Source organism: Synechococcus sp. RC10A2, assembly GCF_047502605.1.
Genome location: NZ_JANSHP010000023.1, coordinates 23284 through 42230, shown reverse-complemented (window position 1 = coordinate 42230; position 18947 = coordinate 23284). Strand labels below are relative to the sequence as shown.

Here is an 18947-nt window from a genome sequence, read left to right as displayed (position 1 = left end):
GTCATACGCAGGGGTCTTGTGTGTGGATCGCATTAAGAGCGATTGGGCTGGCGTATTTGGGGAGCGTGCTTTGGGCGCGTGCGGTTCCTGATACGGCGTGGCTGGGTTTTGGCGGGCTGGCGCTCGGCGCGCTGGCAGTGAGCCTGTTCGAGCGTCGCGGGCGCACGGTCGGGATAACCACCGCGGCGTTGCTCGCTGACTATGCGCTGGTTGGGGGGCTGGTATGGGCACTGGCGGGCGCAGCGGTCGCCTATTGGCTCTTTGTGGCGCCGTTGGTATATGCGCTTCATCGGTCGGGCGCGGTAGGGGCGTGGCTGGGCGGCGCGTTGGGGGGCGCTACAGTCTATTTAACCGACTGGCTGCGTGCAGGCGCACCGCCCATAGAAGCGATGACCCTAAGTTGGACAGGGGGCGTTGTTGGGCTGGGCGGCGCGCTGGGCTGGCTCTGGCAACGGCGCATGCAATCTGAGCAGAACGCTCTGCTGGAGGAGGCGGCGCGCGCCGTAGAGCAGAGCGAAGCCGCCGAACGGCGCATTCGCGAGAGCTACCGCGAACTGGCGTACCATTACCATCGGCTGGAGGAACACCTCACCGCCTTGCAGGACGCCGCAGAACTGCTGCACGCGCTGCAACAGGCGCGCGATTCCGAGTCGTTGATGCACACACTTCTGGAGCGGTTGCGGGCGCGGTTCGGGGCTTCGGGCGCAGCGATTTGCCTTACCGATGAGACAGGCGCGGTCTTGCAAGCGGCGTGCGCGACTGGCGCACTTGCCAAACTCCAAAAGACCGCCTTCACCGTCCCCGTGCGCCCGTTTCAAAAACAGCCTAGTGTCCAGCCGTTGGTCACTCAGATTCGCACGGCGGTTCTCGAAATCGAGCGATTAGCGGAGGCGCATAGCGAATCTGCCGATCGAGCGGACGCGGTCGTCGTTCCCCTCTTGGACGATAGGCGCATTCTGGGCGTCGTGGCGCTTACCGCCCGCACACAAAACGGATTCAGCCCTGAGACACGCGCGCGCATCCGCGCGCTTGCGCCGCATCTGTCCGCCCTGCTGATGCTGATTGACCAGATGCGCCTGATGAGCGTGCGCCTTGCGGAGACCCAGACGCTGTACGACCTGGAGAATCTCCTCTTCAGCGTGGAAAGCCCGCGCACCTTGCCGCAACGGGCGCTGAGCGTACTCAAGTTCGTGCTGCCCTATGAGCATGCGCAGCTGCTCCTCAAGCAAGGCGAGGGGTACGAACTCGTCGCGCAGATGGGCGCTATGCCGCCGCTTTCCGAGGGACTGCTCCAACATAGCGAACCTACCGAATCCGTTCAGGCGTGCCTTTACGATACCAGCCATCCCCACGCCGAATCGTTCGCGCCCGCCACGAGCGTAATCGTTGCCCCCTTGCGCGGTGGCGTGCGCGTGCAGGGGCTTCTCGCGCTCGGACGCACAGAACTGCACCCCTTCAACGAGCTTGACCTCGAGCTGCTGCAGACGCTGGCGTTCCAGTTGACCAGTGTGTTGGAGCGCGCACTGCTGCTCAGCGATTTGGAGCGCCTTGCCGTCACTGACGGGCTGACGGGCTTATATAACTATCGCCACTTCCAAGAGCGTTACCGCGAAGAGGTGAACCTCTGCCGACGCTACCACCATCCGCTGGCGGTGATGCTCATCGACTTGGACGGCTTCAAGCAGGTGAACGACACCTACGGGCATCTGGAGGGCGACTACCTGCTGGTGCAGTTGGCGGATGTGCTGCGCAATACCCTGCGCAACACGGAGCTGATTGCCCGCTACGGGGGCGACGAGTTTGTCGTGATGATGCCGTCCACGAATTTGCAGGGGGGTGTCGCCGCCGCCAATCGCGTGCTACAGGCGGTACGCGAGACGCGGTTTTTAGATACGCTGGGCGAGCCGCGCTTTAGCATCACGCTCAGCATCGGCGTCGCCGCCTACCCCAACAGCACACAGAACCCCGTCGAATTGTTGGAAAAAGCCGACGAAGCACTCGAAACCGCAAAGCGAAGCGGCAGGAATCGGGTCGTCGCCTACGAAAATATCGCATAAATACTGAAGTCGCCCACATCGCTGGTGGATTATAATAGAGGCGGCGTAATGGGCGAAAGTGGAGAGCGCGTGATGAAACCCACGACCCTGCAACAAGCCGAGGAGTATCTACAGCGCGGACGGTTGAAACAAGCGGCGCGGGTGCTGCGACGCGCCGTGCGGTCAGGTGATGCGCCGCTGGAGTGCTATCTGCGCCTTGCGGAGGTGTGTCGCTTGCAAGAGAACTGGCGTGGCGCGATTGAAGCTATCCGCGCAGCGCTCCAGTGTCAACCCGACTCCATTCCCGCGCGCGAGCGGCTCATCGAACTGCTCCTCGAGAGCGGACGGCTCGCGGAAGCCATCGCCGAATGCGAACGCTGGCTCCAAGAGATGCCCGAACATCCGACCCCGCTGGAGCATCTGCTGGACGCCCACTGGCAAGCGATGGACTACCTGCGCGCCCTGCAAGTGGCGAACCGACTGGTGCAACTGCAGCCGCGCTCTGCGTACTATCGGCTGCGCCGCGCACGCCTGCTGGACAACCTCGGTCGGCACGCCGAAGCGATTAGCGACTACGAGCAACTCGCGTTCGAGGCGGGCGCGCCGCTGGAGATTATGGTCTGGGCAACGCTGGAGCTGGAACGGCTTGATCAGATGCAGATGCATCAGATGGTGCGCCTGCTGATGGAAGACGCGCTGTTCTGGGTGAAGTTTGTGCGCGACCCGAAAGGCGCGGCGCGCGAGCGCGGCTTCACCTTCAGTCGCGTCGGCGAAGAGGTGCTGGAGACGCTGCCCGACACGCTCCTGCGCGAGATGCCGCGCCCCCCGCGACGCAATGCATGCTATAGCTGAGCGACTGCAACCAGTTCGCCAAGCCATCGATGCACGCACGCTCATCATGGGCGTGCTGAACACGACGCCTGACAGCTTCTACGACGGCGGCAGGTACGCGGCGTTCGAGACCGCGCTCGCACGCGCCGAACAGATGCTCGCCGAAGGTGCGGACATCCTCGACATCGGCGGCGAATCGACCCGCCCTGGCGCGGAACCCGTGCCCGAAGACGAGGAACTGCGACGCACCCTCCCCGTCATCGAGGCAATCGCGACGCGCTATCCCCAGGCGACAATCTCCATCGACACGACCAAAAGCCGCGTCGCCGAACTTGCCCTGCAAGCAGGCGCGTGCATCATCAACGACATCAGCGGGATGACCTTCGACCCGCGCATGGCGGAGGTCGCAGCGCAGGCAGGCGCACTGGTCGTGCTGATGCATATTCAGGGCACGCCCCGCACGATGCAACTTAGCCCCCACTACGCCGATGTGGTTGCCGAAGTGCGCGACACGCTTCGCGCTCATGCCCAACGCGCCGAGCAAGCAGGCATCCCGCGCGAGAACATCTGGCTGGACCCTGGCATCGGCTTCGGCAAGACCGTGCAGCACAACCTGCAACTGCTGCGCCATCTGCCGACGCTCAAGTCGCTGGGCTACCCCATCTTGATTGGCACTTCGCGTAAGTCGTTTATCGGGCATCTGCTGGGCGGGCTGCCCCCTGAAGAGCGGCTGGAGGGCACGCTGGCGACGCTCGCGCTCGCCGTCGCGTGGGGCGCGGACATCGTGCGCGTCCATGATGTGCAAGCCGCCGTGCGCACCGTGCAGATTGCTGACGCGCTTGTGCGTGGGGGCGCGCCGATGGTTTAGGGCGCACCGCCGTGCGCCCCTACAAGTTAAACGCCTATGAACCGCTACCTGTTGAGGAATGGACGCCTGCTTGACCCGTCGCAGTCGCTGGATAGGCGGGGCGACCTGCGCCTACGCGAGGGACGCATCGCTGAACTCGGCGACGCGCTCGCGCCCGACGCGGGCGAGACGGTGATGGACTGCACGGGCTGCTGGGTCGCGCCAGGCTTGGTGGACATCCATGTGCATCTGCGCGATTTGGGGCAAAGCTACAAGGAGACGCTGCAGACGGGCGGCGCGGCGGCGGTCGCAGGCGGGTTCACCAGCGTCTGCTGTATGCCCAACACCGAGCCGCCGCTGGACAGCCCAGCGCTCGTGCGCGAGATTTACGCTCGCGCCGAACGCGAGTCGCCCTGTAGGGTCTATGTGGTCGCTGCGCTCACGCAGGGCATGCGCGGCGAGACGCCGTGCGACTACCACGCGCTGCGGCGGGCGGGCGCGGTCGCCTGCTCCGACGACGCCTTCCCCGTGCAGTCTGCCGAGGTGATGCGCCGCGCGATGCTCGGCTGCGCCGCCTACGGGCTGCCTGTGGTGACGCACTGCGAGGACAAGTCGCTCAGCGACGGCGCGAGCATGCACGCGGGGACGGTCAGCGCGCGGTTGGGGCTGAAGGGCGCGCCCGCCTCCGCCGAGACCGTGCAGATTGCTCGCAACGCGCTGCTGGCGCACGAGACGGGCTGCCACCTGCATGTGCAGCACCTTTCGACGGCGGTGGGCGTCGCGCTCGTGCGGTTTTTCAAGGGGCTGGGCGTGCGCCTAACAACCGAAGTCGCCCCGCACCACCTGCTGCTGACCGACGCGGCGTGCGCAGGCTTTGACACAAACGCCAAGATGAACCCGCCCCTGCGCACAGACGCCGACCGCGACGCGCTCACGCACGGCGTGCTGGAGGGCGTTATCGACTGCATCGCGACCGACCACGCGCCGCACGCGCCGTTTGAAAAAGCGCAGCCGTTCCCCAGCGCGCCGTTCGGCATTGTGGGGCTGGAGACCGCGCTGGGATGCATCCTGCACTGGAACCGCCAGTTGCCCCAGCCGCTGGAGCCGCTGCAACTGGTGAACTTGATGAGTACCGCGCCCGCGCGACTGATGGGGCTGCCTGCGGGCACACTGCAACTCGGCGCGCCCGCCGATGTGGTAGTGATTGATCCCGACCTGCGCTGGCGGGTGGACGCAACGCAGTTCCGCTCGCGCAGCCGCAACACGCCGTTCGAGGGCTGGGAACTGACGGGCAAGGCGCGCTATACCTTCGTCGGCGGCGCGTTGGTGCATCGCGGGGACTAACCCCCTACTCGCGCTTCTCCATCAGCATTTGCAGCACGCCGTCGTCGGGGAAGCGTTGCAGTCCGCGCCACGCCCAAGTGCGCATCCTGCCCAATTCGCCGAGCTTGTAGGCTCTCAAGGCAAGCCAGCGGTAGGCGTACAGCAGCCCCTCCCGCTCGAACGGATTGCTCGGCGTCCAGTCCGCGCCGTTCTCCACCGCCCGCAGCAGATACCGCTCGCTCAGGTCGTACCGCTCCGTGTAGAGCAGGTGGTAGCGTCCCAGCTCGGTGAAGATGGCGATGCTCTTGGGGTTGTTGCGCGCGCCCTCTTCCAGAAACGCCAACGCCTGCGGGAGGTTTTTGGGGTTGTCGAACAGGATCATCTGCGCGCCCACTAAGTAGCCTGGCACGAAGGTCGGGTCAATCCAAGTCATGAATCGGTACAGGGGCAGCACCTCGCGCACGGGGCGGTGGAAGTGGTGGCGCACATCGAAGTAGGGCTTCACACTGCGCTCGATGTCGCCCCAGAGCCAGCGCGGGTCGCGTTCGGGTTCGGGGATGACGCCCGTTTCGTCGTGGTGGTCGTGCAGTCCGTCCGCGCTGCTGGCGGCGTGCGCCGTGCCGTGATGCTTCTCGCGCTCGGTCATCGGGCGCAGGCGCACACCCCCGTGCGTGTATTCGTCGGTCTTCGCCCACAGATAACTGGCGACGCTGCCCCGAAACTCGCCCATCACGGATGCCAACGCCTTTTTGTCGTAGACGGTCAGCGCGTCCAGCGTTTCGGCGCGCTGCGTGTGGTAGGGCGTGGCGACCCGTACCAGCGCGCCGCTCACTACTGCGCATAGCCCGCACACGACGAAGCTCGTGAGCAAACTCGCCTGCACAGCGCTAATTGTCGGCATCGTGGTTGGCGCGCTTTACTTGCGGAACGCTACGAGGTGCGCGTCTTCGCCTCCAGCCGATTCAGCCAGAACACAATCCCACCGAGTATCGTCGCCATCCCAAGCGCGGTTGGCAGGTAGGGTAGGTGCAATGTCTCGTGCAGGGTGAGCTTGCCCAGATTCAGCGGTTGGATGAGAAGGGGCTCCAGCGCGGGATAGGCGAGGATGAAGACGAATGCGCCGAGCAGCCCGCCCGCGACCGCGAGCAGTCCATCCCGGACGCCGCCGCCCAAACCCACCAGCGCCGTGCCGGGGCAGTAGCCAGCGACCGCCATCCCGACGCCGAAAATCAAACCGCCGACCACGATGCCCCACACATAGAGCGACTTGACCTTCAGATGCGCCGTCTCAGGCGCAAAGGTCGCCAGCGCTGCCGCGCCAACCATGCCCACCGCGATTGCCGTGAGCATCACTTTGAGCATCGTGAAGTCGCGGAACGCCAACCCCCGCATCACTAACCCGCAACGGCTGAACCCTGCGCGATGCAACGCGAACCCAAACAAAATGCCTGTTATCAGCCCCAACAATTGCGTCATTTCCATCTTATTGCCCTCCATTTGCTCGTTTGAGTAGCCGCGAGGCGGTCAGCACGCCTGTGGCAAACGCCGCCGCGCCGAACAGGAAGCCACTCAACGCAAGTTGCGCGATTCCGCTCAGCATGTGCCCCGAAGTGCAGCCGCCTGCAAGGCGCGCCCCGAACAGTATCAGAAAGCCGCCCACGAACGCCGCCAGCCCGCGCGCCCACGACGCGCGAAACACAGTCGGCAACTCACAGGCAGGCGTGCGGTCGCCTCCCGGCATTAGGCGCGAGAGCAGCGCGCCCAACGCCATGCCGATAATCAGCATCACCTCCCAGCCAATCTTCGCGCCAATTTTTTGCAGGTACGGCTGCGACTCGGCAAAACCCGGCACGACCTTGTCCACCAGATAGCCCACCAGTTGCGGGTAGGCGGTGGAGACACCAAGCGGCTGTACCGTTGCAATCGCAAAGATTTGCACCAGTCCAATCATGCCGCCCCAAATCAGCCATGGCGGCAGCGGCGTGCGCGACGGTGTGTCCGATGCACACACCGCATGCGACGAAACTTCTGTGCGCTCCGTTATCATGGTGCGGATACCTCCAAAGCGTTAGAGGCTGCCGCCGCGCGAAACGATTCAATTCCTCTTGCGAAGTGGAGGGAACCTACGGCGGGGAATTGCGAACTCTGCCCCTGCGATTATTACAGGGCGGCGGTTGTGAGAAACCATAGGCACGCACAGGCGTCCGTATATGTGCCTGCCTATGCAGGAGAACTCTTCCCATGGAGGTGCAGTATGCGAATCACTCACATTTGGGTGCGTGGTCTACTGGTGGGCGCAGTGCTGGGACTGATCGCGCCGTCTGTCGCGCCTGCGGCGCACGCGACGCCCAAGCGTGCGGAGCGCAAGTCGCCCCCTGCAACAAAGCGCGTGCAAGCGTGCCTGCCCGCGCCGCCATCGCCGTCCGCCCCGCCGAAGCCGAAACCGTCCGTTACCCCTGCCGCGTCGCCTGAGCGTCGGGTGGAGTCCACCGAGCGCGTCGGCGTTTCGGCGGACTGGACGCCAACCCACTTGCCCAGTGAGGCGATTGAGGTCGTCGGCGTCGCGCCCTATCCCGTCCGAGCCGAGTCGCGCGTGCATGCGCGCCAGCAGGCGCGACAGGCAGCGATTCTGGATGCCCAACTCCAACTGGTCGAACAACTGCACGGCGTTCAGATTACCGCTACGCGGCGCAAGAGCAATCGCGGCATCGACGAGGACATCACTGCCAGAGCCGAGGGCGTGCTACAGGGCGCACGGATTGTCGCCGAGCGCGATCGGGGCGATATGTACGAGGTGCGTATGCGCTGGACACCGCCCAACGGGGCGGTCACACTCCCCAAGCCAGAGCAACCGTCTACACTGCCCGCCGCGCCGAAGCCGACGCCCGCGCCGCCTGCCCAAACGCCCCCCGCACGCCCAGCCCCGCGTATCGCGCAGGGCTACACGGGCGTGGTTATCGACGCGCGCGGACTGGGACTGCAGCCCAGCATGTCGCCGCGCCTGCGCGACATCTACGGCAACACGCTCTGGGGCAACCTCGAGATTGCGCCCGAAGTGGTTATCGAGTACGGGCTGGCGGGCTGGGCGCGCACGCACGCCGAACTGAACCATCCGAACCTGCGCGCTCGCATCGGCGACAACCCGCTCTGGATTCGCGCCGTCGGCGTGCAGGGTGTGGGGCGCAACGAGGTAATCCTCGACTCGTCCGACGCCGAACGCCTGCTCCGCGAGAACGCCGTCAGCGGCTTTCTGGAACGGCTGGCGGTGGTGTTTCTGTACTGAATTCTGATGCGGTGTTGAATCCCCACACTCCCTGCGCCCTCTCCCTCCTTGTCAAGGGAGGAGAGGGTTGGGGTGAGGGGGGATTCAAAACCTGCCGTATTCGCGAACTCTGCTCACGCGATTGGTATTACATCCGTCCCAGCACCAGCACGCTATTGTGCCCGCCGAATCCGAAGGAGTTGGTCATCACATAGCGCAGTTGGGCAGGGCGCGCTTGGTTGGGCACATAATCTAAATCGCATTCAGGGTCGGGGTACTCGTAGTTGATGGTGGGCGGGATGGTCTGGTGCTGCAGGGCAAGCACACAGATTGCCGTCTCCACCGCGCCCGCTGCGCCCAGCAGGTGCCCCGTGACCGACTTGGTGGAACTCACGGGCACGCGGTAGGCATGCTCACCGAACAGCCGCTTAATCGCGAGGGTCTCTTTGGCGTCGTTGTAGCGGGTGGAGGTGCCGTGCGCGTTGATGTAGTCGATGTCGGTCGGTTGCAGTCCCGCATCGTCGATGGCTTTGCGCATCGCGCGCATTGCGCCGTCGCCGTCGGGGTCGGGCTGCGTGATGTGGTAGGCGTCGGCGGTCATGCCGTAGCCCAGCACTTCGGCGTAGATACGCGCGCCGCGCGCCTGCGCGTGTTCCAGCGACTCCAGCACCAGCACGCCCACCCCCTCGCCCATCACGAAGCCGTCGCGCTCGGCATCGAACGGGCGGCTGGCGTGTTCAGGGTCATCGTTGCGGGTGGACATCGCGCGCGCAGCGCAGAAGCCCGCCAGTCCGATTGGCTCGATTGCTGCCTCCGTGCCGCCTGCCAACATCACCTCCGCATCGCCATATTGAATCAGGCGCGTCGCCAGCCCAATCGCGTCCGCGCCTGTGGAACACGCCGTCACGGCGCACAGGTTCGGTCCCTTGATACCGAAGTGGATGGAGACCATCCCTGACGCCATATCGGCAATCATCATCGCGGGCAGAAAGGGGCTGATGCGGTCGGGTCCGTAGCGATCCAGCAAGCGCACCTGGCTGTCCATATAGTCGATGCCGCCGATGCCTGACCCAATTAGCACGCCGATTTGCTCGCGATTGGCGTCGGTGATTGCGAGTTGGGCGTCTTCCAGCGCGAGTTGGGTCGCGGCGATGGCAAACTGGATGAAGCGCGCGGCGCGGCGGGCGTCCTTGCGATCCATAAACTGGGTCGGATCGAACTCCTTCACTTCCGCCGCGATGCGCGTGCTGTAGCCTGATGCGTCGAAGCGGGTGATAGCTCCTATCACGCGCCGCGGCAGGGTTAGCCCCTCCCACAGCGCGTCTTTGCCCTGTCCCAGCGGGGTAATCAGTCCCAACCCCGTGATGACCACTCGACGACGCATCTTACTCGTCCGCGTGCAGTTTCTCGCTCAGCAGGCGCACCGCATCCGCTACCGTGCGCACGCGCTCCGACTCCTCCTCCGAGATGGAGACATCGAACTCCTGCTCGAACGCCATCACCAGCTCGACCAGATCCAAGGAGTCGGCGTTGAAGTCGTCGATGAAGCTCGCCTCTGGCGTGACCGCGCTTTCGTCCACGCCTAACTGCTCCACGATGACCTTCTGCACTCGCTCGAAGATTTCCTGATTCATTGGTCAACCTCCTCTGATTAGGGTTAGATTCCGACGGTTAGCCCGCCGTCGATGACGAAGACTTGCCCCGTGATGTAGGCGGCGTAGTCGCTGCATAGATAGAGTACCCCATAGGCGATGTCTTCGGGGGTTCCGAACCGCCCGACGGGGATGCGTTGCAGGGCATACTCGCGCGCCTGCGGGGGCATCGCCTGCGTCATGTCGGTCTCAATTAGTCCAGGCGCGACGGCGTTGCAGGTAATCCCGCGGCTGCCCATCTCCAGCGCGACGCTCTTGGTGAAAGCAATCAGCGCGGCTTTGGACGCCGCATAGTTCGCCTGCCCCGCGTTGCCCGTTAGCCCAACCACCGAGCTGATGTTCACGATTCTACCCCAGCGTTGGCGCATCATGGGCTTCAAGGCGGCGCGGCTGCATAGAAACGCCCCTTTCAGGTTCGTCTGCAGCACGGCGTCCCAGTCCTCGTCCTTCATGCGCAGCAGCAGTGTGTCGCGCGTGATGCCGGCGTTATTGACCACGATGTCCAGCCGTTCCCAGTGCTTTAGGGTCTGCTCGATGACGGTCTCCACCGTGCTGGGGTCAGCGACATCGCCGCCGAAGGCGAGCGCGCGCCCGCCCGCCGTTTCGATTGCGTGGGCGACCTCCTGCGCATTCGCTTCGGTACGGCTGAGTGCAGCGACTTGCGCGCCCGCTGCGGCAAGCGTCTGCGCCACAGCCTTGCCAATCCCTCTGCCTGCGCCCGTGACAAGCGCTACGCGCCCTTCTAATGAGAGCCTCATGCGACGCCTCGCAAAAACGCAACGGTCTCGTCTAAGGTTTTAGAGTCTACCACACGGAGCGTGCGCGCGTCGGGGACAATACGCTTGATTAGCCCCGACAGCACATCGCCGACGCCGAGTTCGATGAAGGTATCCACGCCCTGCGCGTGCATCGCCTCCACACTTTGCTGCCAGCGCACGGGGCGTGCGATTTGCTGCCCCATCACTTGGCGAATTTCTTCGGGGTCGTCCAGCACGCGCACTTCGATGGTGGAGAAGAAAGGGTACACGGGCTTTTGGAAGTGCGCCTCGCGGTAGGCTTCGGTCATCAGGTCGGCGGCAGGCTGCATTAGCGGCGAGTGGAACGCGCCCGCGACCATCAGGGGCACGATTCGGCGTGCGCCTGCTTCCATCAGGCGTTGCGCGGCGACCTGCACGGCGTTCACCGTGCCCGAAATCACGATTTGGTGGGGAGCGTTGTAGTTCGTGGGTGTGACCACCTCGCCCGTCTCTTGCTGTACCTGCTGACAGACGGCTTCCACCTGATCGCCTGTCAGCCCCAGCACCGCCGCCATCGTGCCAGGCACCTGGTGCGCCAGCACATGCATCGCTTTGGCGCGCTGCTCGACCCAGCGCAGCGATTCCTCGAAGGTCCACACGCCCGATGCGGCGAGCGCAGGGTACTCGCCGACGCTGTGCCCCGCAACGAAGTCGGGCGCGAAGTCGGGAACCGCCTCGCGCAGCGATTCCCAAGCGGCGTAGCAGGCGACCAGCAGCGCGGGCTGCGCGTTCTCCGTGCGCTTAAGCGTCTCCTCATCGGTGTCAAAGCATAGTTGCGTGAAGGAGCGTCCCGAAAACTCCGTGGCAATGTCGAACACCCTGCGTGCAGCGGCGCTACGCTCGTAGAGTTCGCGCCCCATCCCTGGACGCTGCGACCCCTGCCCTGGGAAGACGACCGCGATAGCCATGACGGGGGAGAGTATACCTCATGCTATGCTCTTGTTCGCCCGTCAAGCCCGAAAAAGCGTCGTTCGTGGAGCGCTGCTCTTATGACCGCTTCACGAAGACCCACCACTCCACCATCAGCAGGGCGAGCAGGGCGAGCGCAATCGGCTTCCACAAATCGCGTAGCGTCGTCAGAGTATTCTGCGCGGCGACGGTTTTGCCGCCCAGTTGGATGCTCGTGCGCGGCTGGATGTTCGATTCGTCGGCGTGCATCAGGTTCGCTGCGATGCGTATCTCGGTCTTCCGCCCTTGCACGGTGTGGATGCCCGCGCGCTCCAGTCCGGGGATGACCACTGCACCGTCGTTCACGGGGTAGGCGCGGGTATTCCCGTCAGCGTCGCGGATAGTCAGCTCCTGCTCGGCGGGGTCTACCGCGAGGCTGAAGGGGACGCCCGTGCGTACGGTGAGGTCGGTCGCGCTGCCTTGCTCGCCGACCGCCCAGCGCAGCAGGTTCGCGAGGAAAATCGGGAACGCAGGCTGCAGCGGAAAGTCCGACTCCAGTAAGTCCCAGCCGACGCCGACCCATCGCCTGCCCTGATGCTCGCCTGCGACAATCAGCGGCGTCTGCTGGCTCTCGGCAAGCACTTTCGCCCATGGGGCGGGCGTAAGGCGCGGCGCATTATCGATCAGCAGGCTACTCAGTTCGAGGTAGCGCATCAGGGGGTGTTCGCGCTCCCAAAGCACGACGCGCGGCGCGCGCACAGGTTGCCCTATCGATGCAATCGGACCGCCACGCGCCTTGATGACCATCACCGCGCGCGCCTTGACGGGCACGGGCGCGATGCGGTCGAAGATAATCAGCTCGTAGTTGCCGCCGCCGACGCGCTCGCCGCGCTCGCTTTCGGGCACGCTGGGCGCTTTATCGACCTTCACATTCGGCTCCAACGCCAACGCGCGCTCCAAAAAGAAGTTCCCTTCGCCCACCAGCAGCACGCGGACGGGCTTTTGCGCAACGCCCACGCGGAAGGCGCGGTTGTCCGATTCCAGCGCGTCGTCCGCCTTGAGACGCGCCTCCAGCGGCTCTGGCAGTTGCCGCGCGGTCAGCGTCTGCCCAATCGTTTGCCCCGCTTCTACAGTGATGGGGCGCGCGTCGATGAGTTTGTTGTTCGCGTAGAACTCCAGAATCGCCTTTTTGGGCTGGCTGCCGTAGTTGCGGATGCCGACGAACCACTCCAGCGCGCCGCCGCGCTCCTGCACATCCATCGCGCTAATTGCGAGGTTGTCGCCGCTTGTGCCCAGCGATTCGAACACCAGTTTCGCGCTGCCCGCCGAGAAGTCGCTCACAGGCGGGAATGCGCCGTCGGAAAGCAGCACGATTCGGCTCTCGTTAGACTTGCCCACCAGCGCGGCGGCGAGGCGCAACGCCTCGTCCAAGTTGCCCGCCGCGTCGGTCGGCTGGATTTGGTTGATGGCGTTCAGCAGTTTCTGCTTGTCGCTGGTGAGCGACGCCAGCACGCGCACCTGTGCGCCCGCTTCTACAATCGCCAGTTGCTCGCCAGGGTTAAGTTCCTGCACGAATCGGCGCAGGCGGTTTTTGGCGACTTCCAGTCGTGAAGGCGAGACATCGGTTGCGCGCATGCTGGCGGAGGTGTCCACCACAATCACCGACTGTCCTGGCAGCCCCTTGGCTTGAATCATCGGGCGGGCAAGGGCGGTCAGTAGCAGCAACGCCGCCAGCAGTTGCAGAAACAGCAGCAGGTTCGGGCGCAGTTTCTGAAATAAGGCGTTCGCCCGCACATCGGTCGTAATCGGGGGAAACAGGAACTTAGCGGGCACGCGCACCTCGCGCCGCCGCACCTTCAGCAGGTACAGCAGGATGATAAATCCCGCCACAGGCAGAAACCAGAGCAATACCCCCAGCGACTGGAACTGCATGGCACTATTTTACCGCACCCAGCCCAATCGCTCAGCGAGGTTGAGAATGGAGACCGCCGTCAGGATTTGCCCCAGATCAAGGCGGTTCACCTCCGCAAGGTAGATAACATCTCCCTCTTGGATGGGCGGGTTCGCTTCCAGTTTGCCGCGCTTGAGGAACTGCTGGTAGGGCACGCGCAGGCGTTTGAGGTTATTGCCCTCCATGCGCAGGATGGTCACGGTAGAGGTGATTGCGCGAGGCGTCATCCCGCCTGCCTGCGCAATCGCGTCGGACAGCAGGAACGGCTTGCCCTCGGGGATGGGGTAGTAGCCCGGGCGCGTCACCTGCCCGACGATGGCGTATCGCTGCAGGTTCTGCGGCACGACAATCACATCGCCGTCTTGTAGGGGTGGGTTGTTGCGCACGCTGGTGTCGCCTTGCACGCTGGCTCGGTACAGGTCAAAAGGAATAATTTCGCCCCTTCGGTCAATGAACGCGCGCTTGAGGGCAGCGAATTCCGTGACGCCTTCCGCTTGCGCTATCGCTTGGATTACTCGCGAGTCGGCGTCTAAGTCGTAGTTGCCTGGGCGTTTCACCTCGCCAAGAATCGCTACGCGAATGGCGGGCTTCTGCTGCACGCTCAGCAGGTCGCCTGGCTGCAGGAGATAGTTCGTGCGCTGGTCGCCGCGATGGAGAATGGCGGGCAGATCGATGGGCATCGTCTGCTCGCCGCGAATGAGGGTCGCCACGGTGCGCTCTGGGAGGATTTTCAAGCCCTCTGCGGCGGCGACGGCGTCTGCCACGCGCCAGCCTGGTTGGATGGGGTGTGCGCCTGGGCGATTCAGTTGCCCCTCCACGAACACCAGTTGCGGGCGCGCCTGCTTGAGCGACACGAATACTTCGGGGTTGCGCAGCCGCTGGCCCAGCCGCTCGCGCAGCGTGTCGGCAAGCCCCTGCAAGGTCTGCCCGCGCACTTGCAGGCTTCCCACGCCAGGAAAGACCACATTCCCATCGGGCGGCACGGTGTATTCACCGCTGAACTGCTCGTGGCGCAGCACCACCACTGCAATTACATCGCCCGTGTCCAGCGTGTAGTCGGCAGGTTGCGCGATAAGCGTTGTTACGAACAGCACTGCCAGCAGGCTCCAAAAGGCTCGCATCATGTGTCCACCTCCACCAGCACGACGCCGACCAGTCGATCGCCCGTTTGCTGTAGCATGCGGTAGGTCGTCTCGTCCAGTGTATAGCCTTTCGGTGCGACAAGAATCAGGCGTTCAGCGGTCGGCACGGCGGGCGCATCGGGCGAGGCGGTTTGCAGGGTCAACGCGCCGTTCGGGGACGGCAGCGCGGGGAGGTTGGCTTCCGAATCGGGTACGACCGCGTTCTGGAATGCGCTCGCCAGTTGTTGTGCGAGAGGCTTCGCGTGCGCGGCGAGGGGCATCACTGCCGCCGAGTGCCATGTGTCGCCGCCGCCCAGCGCGCGCAGCTGCCAGCCCAGAAGTTGAATGTGGGCGGGCGCCAGTGGCGCGCGCGCCTCCAGCAGCACAGGCGCGCCCAGCAGTCGCTCCACCTCCCAGCGATTGCTCAGTGCGCGATTACGGAACGCCGCGCCCAACGCCATGAAAATCCCCAGCATCAATCCCAGCACCACACCCAGCCCCGTCGTCAACACGGGGCGCGGAAACATAGGGCGGTCGGGCAGCGCGGGCGGCTGCAGCAGCACGGGCGAGACCTTGCCAATCAGTTGCTGCGCTCGCGCCTGCTCGTAGGCGCGCACCTTCTCTGTCCAGACGGTGAGCGCCGCCTCATACTGACGCTTGAGGTCGGCGTATTCCGCCATCGTGTCGGGCGTCTGGCGGAACAGTCGCTCGAACTGTGCCTGCTGCCGACCCAACACGGCAAGCGATGCTTCGGTCGCCTGCAAATTGCTCTGCGACTCCAGAAGCGCTTTCAGCAGGTCTTGGTAGATGGGGTTAACCGCCTCTTGCTTCGAGAGGGTCAGGAACTGTTGGTCTACCGCACGCGCCAGAATCTGCTCCCGCTCGCGCTTTGCCTGGGCAATCCGCTCCTCTACAATTTTTACTTCGGCTGCGGTCGGCTGGAACTCCTGCAGCAAGCCGCTACGCTCAATTTCCAGTTCGGCAATCTTGGTGTTTAGTTGTTGCACTTCGGGCGGGATTGCCAGGTTGCGGGTCGCTTCGTAGAAGCGTGGCTGGCGCTGCAGCTCTTTCTGGATAGCGTCTATCTGTCGCTTCAACGCGAGCCGTTGCGCCTCCAAGTTGCGCGCCTGCTCCAGCATATCGGCGTATTTCTCCACCGCTTTGGTCAACTCTTCCTCAGGTGCGACCATCTGCCGCTGTTTGAGGAAGGCAGTGAGGCGCTGGCTGATTGTCTGCAATCGCTGTTCTTGGTTGTCTAATTCACGGCTGAGTTTCTGAACCAGCGTGCTGGGGTTCTGCTCATACAGCGAGCGCACATGCTCCAAGTAGTTCTGCGCCCAGATTTGCGCCAGTCGTTGCGCGCCATCAGCGGTGGAGTCGGATGCCGTGATTTGCACAATATTCGTGTTACGCAGGGCGGTCGCCCGAAACCGCTTCGCGAAGTCGCGGTACGGCTCGTCGATGCCCGCTTGTTGCTGCACCTTTTCCAGCAGCGGGCGCGCCAGCAGCACCTCTACTTGCGTATTCAGGTCGGGGTTGCCGCCGCCAATCAGCGCCGAGAGAGAGCCTGCCGCGCTGCTGAGGCTTACCCCTGTTGGCGATTCGATTAATAACTTCCCCTCCGCTTCATAGCGTCGCTCGCCGAAAAGCACGATTCCCAACGCAAGCGCGACACCCAGCGCCACCCCTGTCGCGACCCATTTCCACTGACTGCGCAGGGCATAGGCAACCCACTGTACCGAAACCACCTCCTGTCGTTCCGCCCAGCGTTCCATCGCCCAGTATAATACCTGACCAACCCCTTCGTTTTCAGGGAGCAGGTAGAATTGGTTCCGATGCGGCTGGGCATATTTAAGGATTGGCTGGGCAAGGTCGGTCAGCTCTTCACGCGGCGCGGCGTCGACGAGGAGTTGCTGGAGGAGCTGGAGGAGACACTGATTGCTGCTGATGTGAATGTGAACGCGGTGCAAGAGATTCTGGAGACGCTGCGTCAGGAGGCGCGGGCGCAACGCCTACGCGAGGCGGATGATGTGCGCGCGTGCTTGCAGACATTGCTCAGAGGCTGGCTGGGGGAACCTGCGCCGCTTGCGGTTAGCGCAACGCCGCCGACCGTTTACCTTTTTGTAGGCGTTAACGGCGTGGGCAAGACGACCAGCATCGCGAAAGTGGCGCACATGCTCCAGCGTCAGGGCAAGCGCGTGCTACTGGCGGCGGGCGACACCTTCCGCGCTGCGGCAATTGATCAGCTCCAGATTTGGGCGGAACGGCTCGGCTGCGACCTTGTGAAGCACAAGGAGGGCGCGGACCCCTCCGCTGTCGTCTTCGATGCGATTCAGGCGGCGCGGGCGCGCGGGGTGGACTTCGTGCTGGCGGACACGGCAGGACGCCAACACACCCACGCCCGTCTGATGGAAGAGTTGAAAAAGGTTCACCGTGTCGCCGAGAAAGCTCTCGAACGCCCGCCCGACGAGGTGTTGCTGGTGCTGGATGCCGTCGCGGGGCAGAACGCGATTCGCCAAGCGGAGGAGTTTGCGCGCGCACTGCCGCTGTCGGGCATCGTGCTGACCAAGCTGGACAGCACCAGTCGCGGCGGCGCGGTGCTGACCGTGCGCAAGCAGTTGGGCATCCCCATTAAGCTCGTCGGGCTGGGCGAGAAGGCGGATCAAATCGCGCCGTTTGACCCCGACACCTTCGTGGAGGGGCTGCTCGCTGCCGAGTAGCTTACAGGTGTTCGGCAATCTGCACAGCGTTCAGCGCGGCGCCCTTGCGCAACTGGTCGCCGCAAGCGAACAGCGCGACGCCGTTGGGAACGCCCGCGTCGTACCGAAGGCGTCCCACCAGCACCTCGTCGCGCCCAGTCGCCTCGATGGGCATCGGAAAGTAGTTGCGCGCGCGGTCGTCCACCAGTCTAACACCTTCGAACGCGCGATACGCCGCGTAAATCGCCTCCAGCGACGGGCGCGTCTCCAACTCGACGACGATGCTCTCGCTGTGCGCTCGCAACACGGGCACGCGCACACAGGTCGGCGAGACCGCTATCTCCGGGTCGCTCCAGATTTTGCGCGTCTCCAGAATCATCTTGCGCTCCTCCTCGTTGTAGCCATCGTCGCCGACCGCCGAGTCGTGCGAGAACAGGTTGAAGGCGTAGGGGTGGGGCAGCACAGTGGGCGTGTAGGTTTCTCCGCTGAGGTAGGCGCGCGTAGCGTCCAAGAGTTCCTGCATCGCCCGCGCGCCCGCGCCGCTTGCCGCCTGATAAGTGGAGACCACAATCCGCCGAATGCGCGAGAGGCGGCGCAACGGCTCCAACGCCATCAGCAGAATAATCGTCGAGCAGTTCGGGTTCGCGATAATCCCCTTGTGCGAGGCGATGGCTTCGGGGTTGATTTCAGGGACGACCAGCGGCACTTCGGGATTCATGCGAAACGCCGACGAGTTGTCGATGACGACTGCGCCTGCCTGTGCCGCGTAGGGCGCAAACTGCTTGCTGCGCGCGCTCCCTGCCGAGAAGAAGGCGATGTCTATGCCGTGAAACGAGTCGTCTCGAAGCGTCTCCACGCGCACGCGCTCGCCCTGAAAGCACATCTCTTTACCTGCGGACTGCTCCGACGCCAGCAGGCGCAGCGCGCGGACGGGGAATCGGCGCGTCTCCAGCACCTGCAGCAACTCTTGCCCCACGGCGCCCGTTGCGCCCACAATCGCGACCGAGTATTTCACGGCGCAGGATTGTACCCGACGGGGGTATAATCGCCGCGCATGCGTGGGGCGGCTCTGCACTTGGGCGCGTTGGTTGGGTTGCTGGCGGTTCCTGCATGGGCGAGTGTGCCGAACTTTTTTTGTGCCCTCACCCCCAGCTCCTCGTCTATGCAGTGGGAGAGGTGGGTAGGGGCGCACGGCTGTGCGCCCTTTGAGCATCAAGCCCCCACCCCAACCCTCCCCGCGGGCGGGGAGGGAGTCGCGGCTCCTCCCCCGTTCACGGCTCAAAACACGACAGTTTTTAGGGTGAGCCGAAAGTGGGGCAGATTTTGCCCCCCTCTTACAGGTTCCCCCCACTTCGTGAGGGGAACCAAACAGCCGTTCCCCCTGCGAGCAGGGGGAACCTTAAGGAGGGGGTCGCGAAAACTGTCGTGCAATGAGACCTTGACGGGGGAGGTAATAAGTGCCTATGCAGTAGATTTTCGACATGCGCAGCACTGCGCACAAGGGGGCAACCACAGAGGGTTGCCCCTACAAGACGGCGTC

General features: G+C 64.2%; 17 protein-coding genes. 6 read left to right on the top strand and 11 right to left on the bottom strand.

Annotation, left to right across the window (positions count from 1 at the left end; genetic code table 11):
- The first annotated feature begins 20 nt into the window (after window positions 1-20).
- The 4 genes from NW848_RS02485 to NW848_RS02470 all read left to right on the top strand — a co-directional run bounded on the left by NW848_RS02485 (window position 21) and on the right by NW848_RS02470 (window position 5058).
- Window positions 21-2057, top strand: a complete 2037-nt coding sequence (locus NW848_RS02485; RefSeq protein WP_414510397.1) for a diguanylate cyclase — start codon at window positions 21-23, stop codon at window positions 2055-2057.
- A gap of 72 nt (window positions 2058-2129) precedes the next feature.
- Window positions 2130-2888, top strand: a complete 759-nt coding sequence (locus tag NW848_RS02480; protein ID WP_414510396.1) for a tetratricopeptide repeat protein — start codon at window positions 2130-2132, stop codon at window positions 2886-2888.
- Window positions 2872-3735: a dihydropteroate synthase gene (gene folP / locus NW848_RS02475; RefSeq protein WP_414510395.1), complete on the top strand. Its 864-nt coding sequence runs from the start codon at window positions 2872-2874 to the stop codon at window positions 3733-3735. Before NW848_RS02480 ends, folP begins: the two co-directional genes overlap by 17 nt.
- A gap of 36 nt (window positions 3736-3771) precedes the next feature.
- On the top strand, window positions 3772-5058 hold the full coding sequence (locus NW848_RS02470; protein ID WP_414510394.1) for a dihydroorotase: 1287 nt from the start codon (window positions 3772-3774) through the stop codon (window positions 5056-5058).
- A 4-nt stretch (window positions 5059-5062) separates the two neighbouring features.
- Here NW848_RS02470 and NW848_RS02465 read toward each other — a convergent pair whose 3' ends face one another.
- From NW848_RS02465 to NW848_RS02455, 3 genes are read right to left on the bottom strand one after another with little or no spacing between them, the layout of a single operon-like run.
- Window positions 5063-5938: a tetratricopeptide repeat protein gene (locus tag NW848_RS02465; RefSeq protein WP_414510393.1), complete on the bottom strand. Its 876-nt coding sequence runs from the start codon at window positions 5936-5938 to the stop codon at window positions 5063-5065.
- A 29-nt stretch (window positions 5939-5967) separates the two neighbouring features.
- Complete coding sequence (locus NW848_RS02460) at window positions 5968-6519, bottom strand: DUF6691 family protein (RefSeq protein ID WP_414510392.1); 552 nt, start codon at window positions 6517-6519, stop codon at window positions 5968-5970.
- A gap of 1 nt (window position 6520) precedes the next feature.
- Window positions 6521-7084 (bottom strand): YeeE/YedE thiosulfate transporter family protein, encoded by a 564-nt coding sequence (locus NW848_RS02455; RefSeq protein WP_414510391.1) that lies wholly within the window; start codon window positions 7082-7084, stop codon window positions 6521-6523.
- A gap of 207 nt (window positions 7085-7291) precedes the next feature.
- On the opposite strand from NW848_RS02455, the gene NW848_RS02450 reads away from it, so the two are divergent.
- The gene (locus tag NW848_RS02450) at window positions 7292-8320 is read left to right on the top strand and encodes a hypothetical protein (protein ID WP_414510390.1); all 1029 of its coding nucleotides are present in this window, start codon (window positions 7292-7294) and stop codon (window positions 8318-8320) included.
- Window positions 8321-8447: 127 nt separating this feature from the next.
- Here the strand turns inward: NW848_RS02450 and fabF are convergent, their stop codons facing one another.
- The 7 genes from fabF to NW848_RS02415 form a co-directional block, all read right to left on the bottom strand.
- Complete coding sequence (gene fabF / locus NW848_RS02445; protein WP_414510389.1) at window positions 8448-9683, bottom strand: beta-ketoacyl-ACP synthase II; 1236 nt, start codon at window positions 9681-9683, stop codon at window positions 8448-8450.
- A 1-nt stretch (window position 9684) separates the two neighbouring features.
- Window positions 9685-9933: an acyl carrier protein gene (locus NW848_RS02440; RefSeq protein WP_414510388.1), complete on the bottom strand. Its 249-nt coding sequence runs from the start codon at window positions 9931-9933 to the stop codon at window positions 9685-9687.
- Between the two features lie 23 nt (window positions 9934-9956).
- Window positions 9957-10709, bottom strand: a complete 753-nt coding sequence (gene fabG / locus NW848_RS02435) for a 3-oxoacyl-[acyl-carrier-protein] reductase (RefSeq protein WP_414510387.1) — start codon at window positions 10707-10709, stop codon at window positions 9957-9959.
- A complete protein-coding gene (fabD, locus tag NW848_RS02430) occupies window positions 10706-11656 on the bottom strand; it encodes an ACP S-malonyltransferase (protein WP_414510386.1) in 951 nt (316 codons plus the stop codon). Before fabD ends, fabG begins: the two co-directional genes overlap by 4 nt.
- Before the next feature lie 79 nt (window positions 11657-11735).
- Complete coding sequence (locus NW848_RS02425) at window positions 11736-13568, bottom strand: vWA domain-containing protein (protein WP_414510385.1); 1833 nt, start codon at window positions 13566-13568, stop codon at window positions 11736-11738.
- Window positions 13569-13577: 9 nt separating this feature from the next.
- Entirely contained in the window at window positions 13578-14711 is a 1134-nt protein-coding gene (locus tag NW848_RS02420) for an SLBB domain-containing protein (protein WP_414510384.1), read from the bottom strand.
- The gene (locus NW848_RS02415; protein WP_414510383.1) at window positions 14708-16483 is read right to left on the bottom strand and encodes a GumC family protein; all 1776 of its coding nucleotides are present in this window, start codon (window positions 16481-16483) and stop codon (window positions 14708-14710) included. Before NW848_RS02415 ends, NW848_RS02420 begins: the two co-directional genes overlap by 4 nt.
- 60 nt (window positions 16484-16543) lie before the next feature.
- Here NW848_RS02415 and ftsY point away from each other — a divergent pair, with 60 nt between their 5' ends.
- Window positions 16544-17428, top strand: a complete 885-nt coding sequence (ftsY, locus tag NW848_RS02410; RefSeq protein ID WP_414510382.1) for a signal recognition particle-docking protein FtsY — start codon at window positions 16544-16546, stop codon at window positions 17426-17428.
- Window position 17429: 1 nt separating this feature from the next.
- On the opposite strand, the gene NW848_RS02405 is transcribed toward ftsY, so the two are convergent.
- Window positions 17430-18422 (bottom strand): aspartate-semialdehyde dehydrogenase, encoded by a 993-nt coding sequence (locus NW848_RS02405; RefSeq protein ID WP_414510381.1) that lies wholly within the window; start codon window positions 18420-18422, stop codon window positions 17430-17432.
- Window positions 18423-18947: the final 525 nt, after the last annotated feature.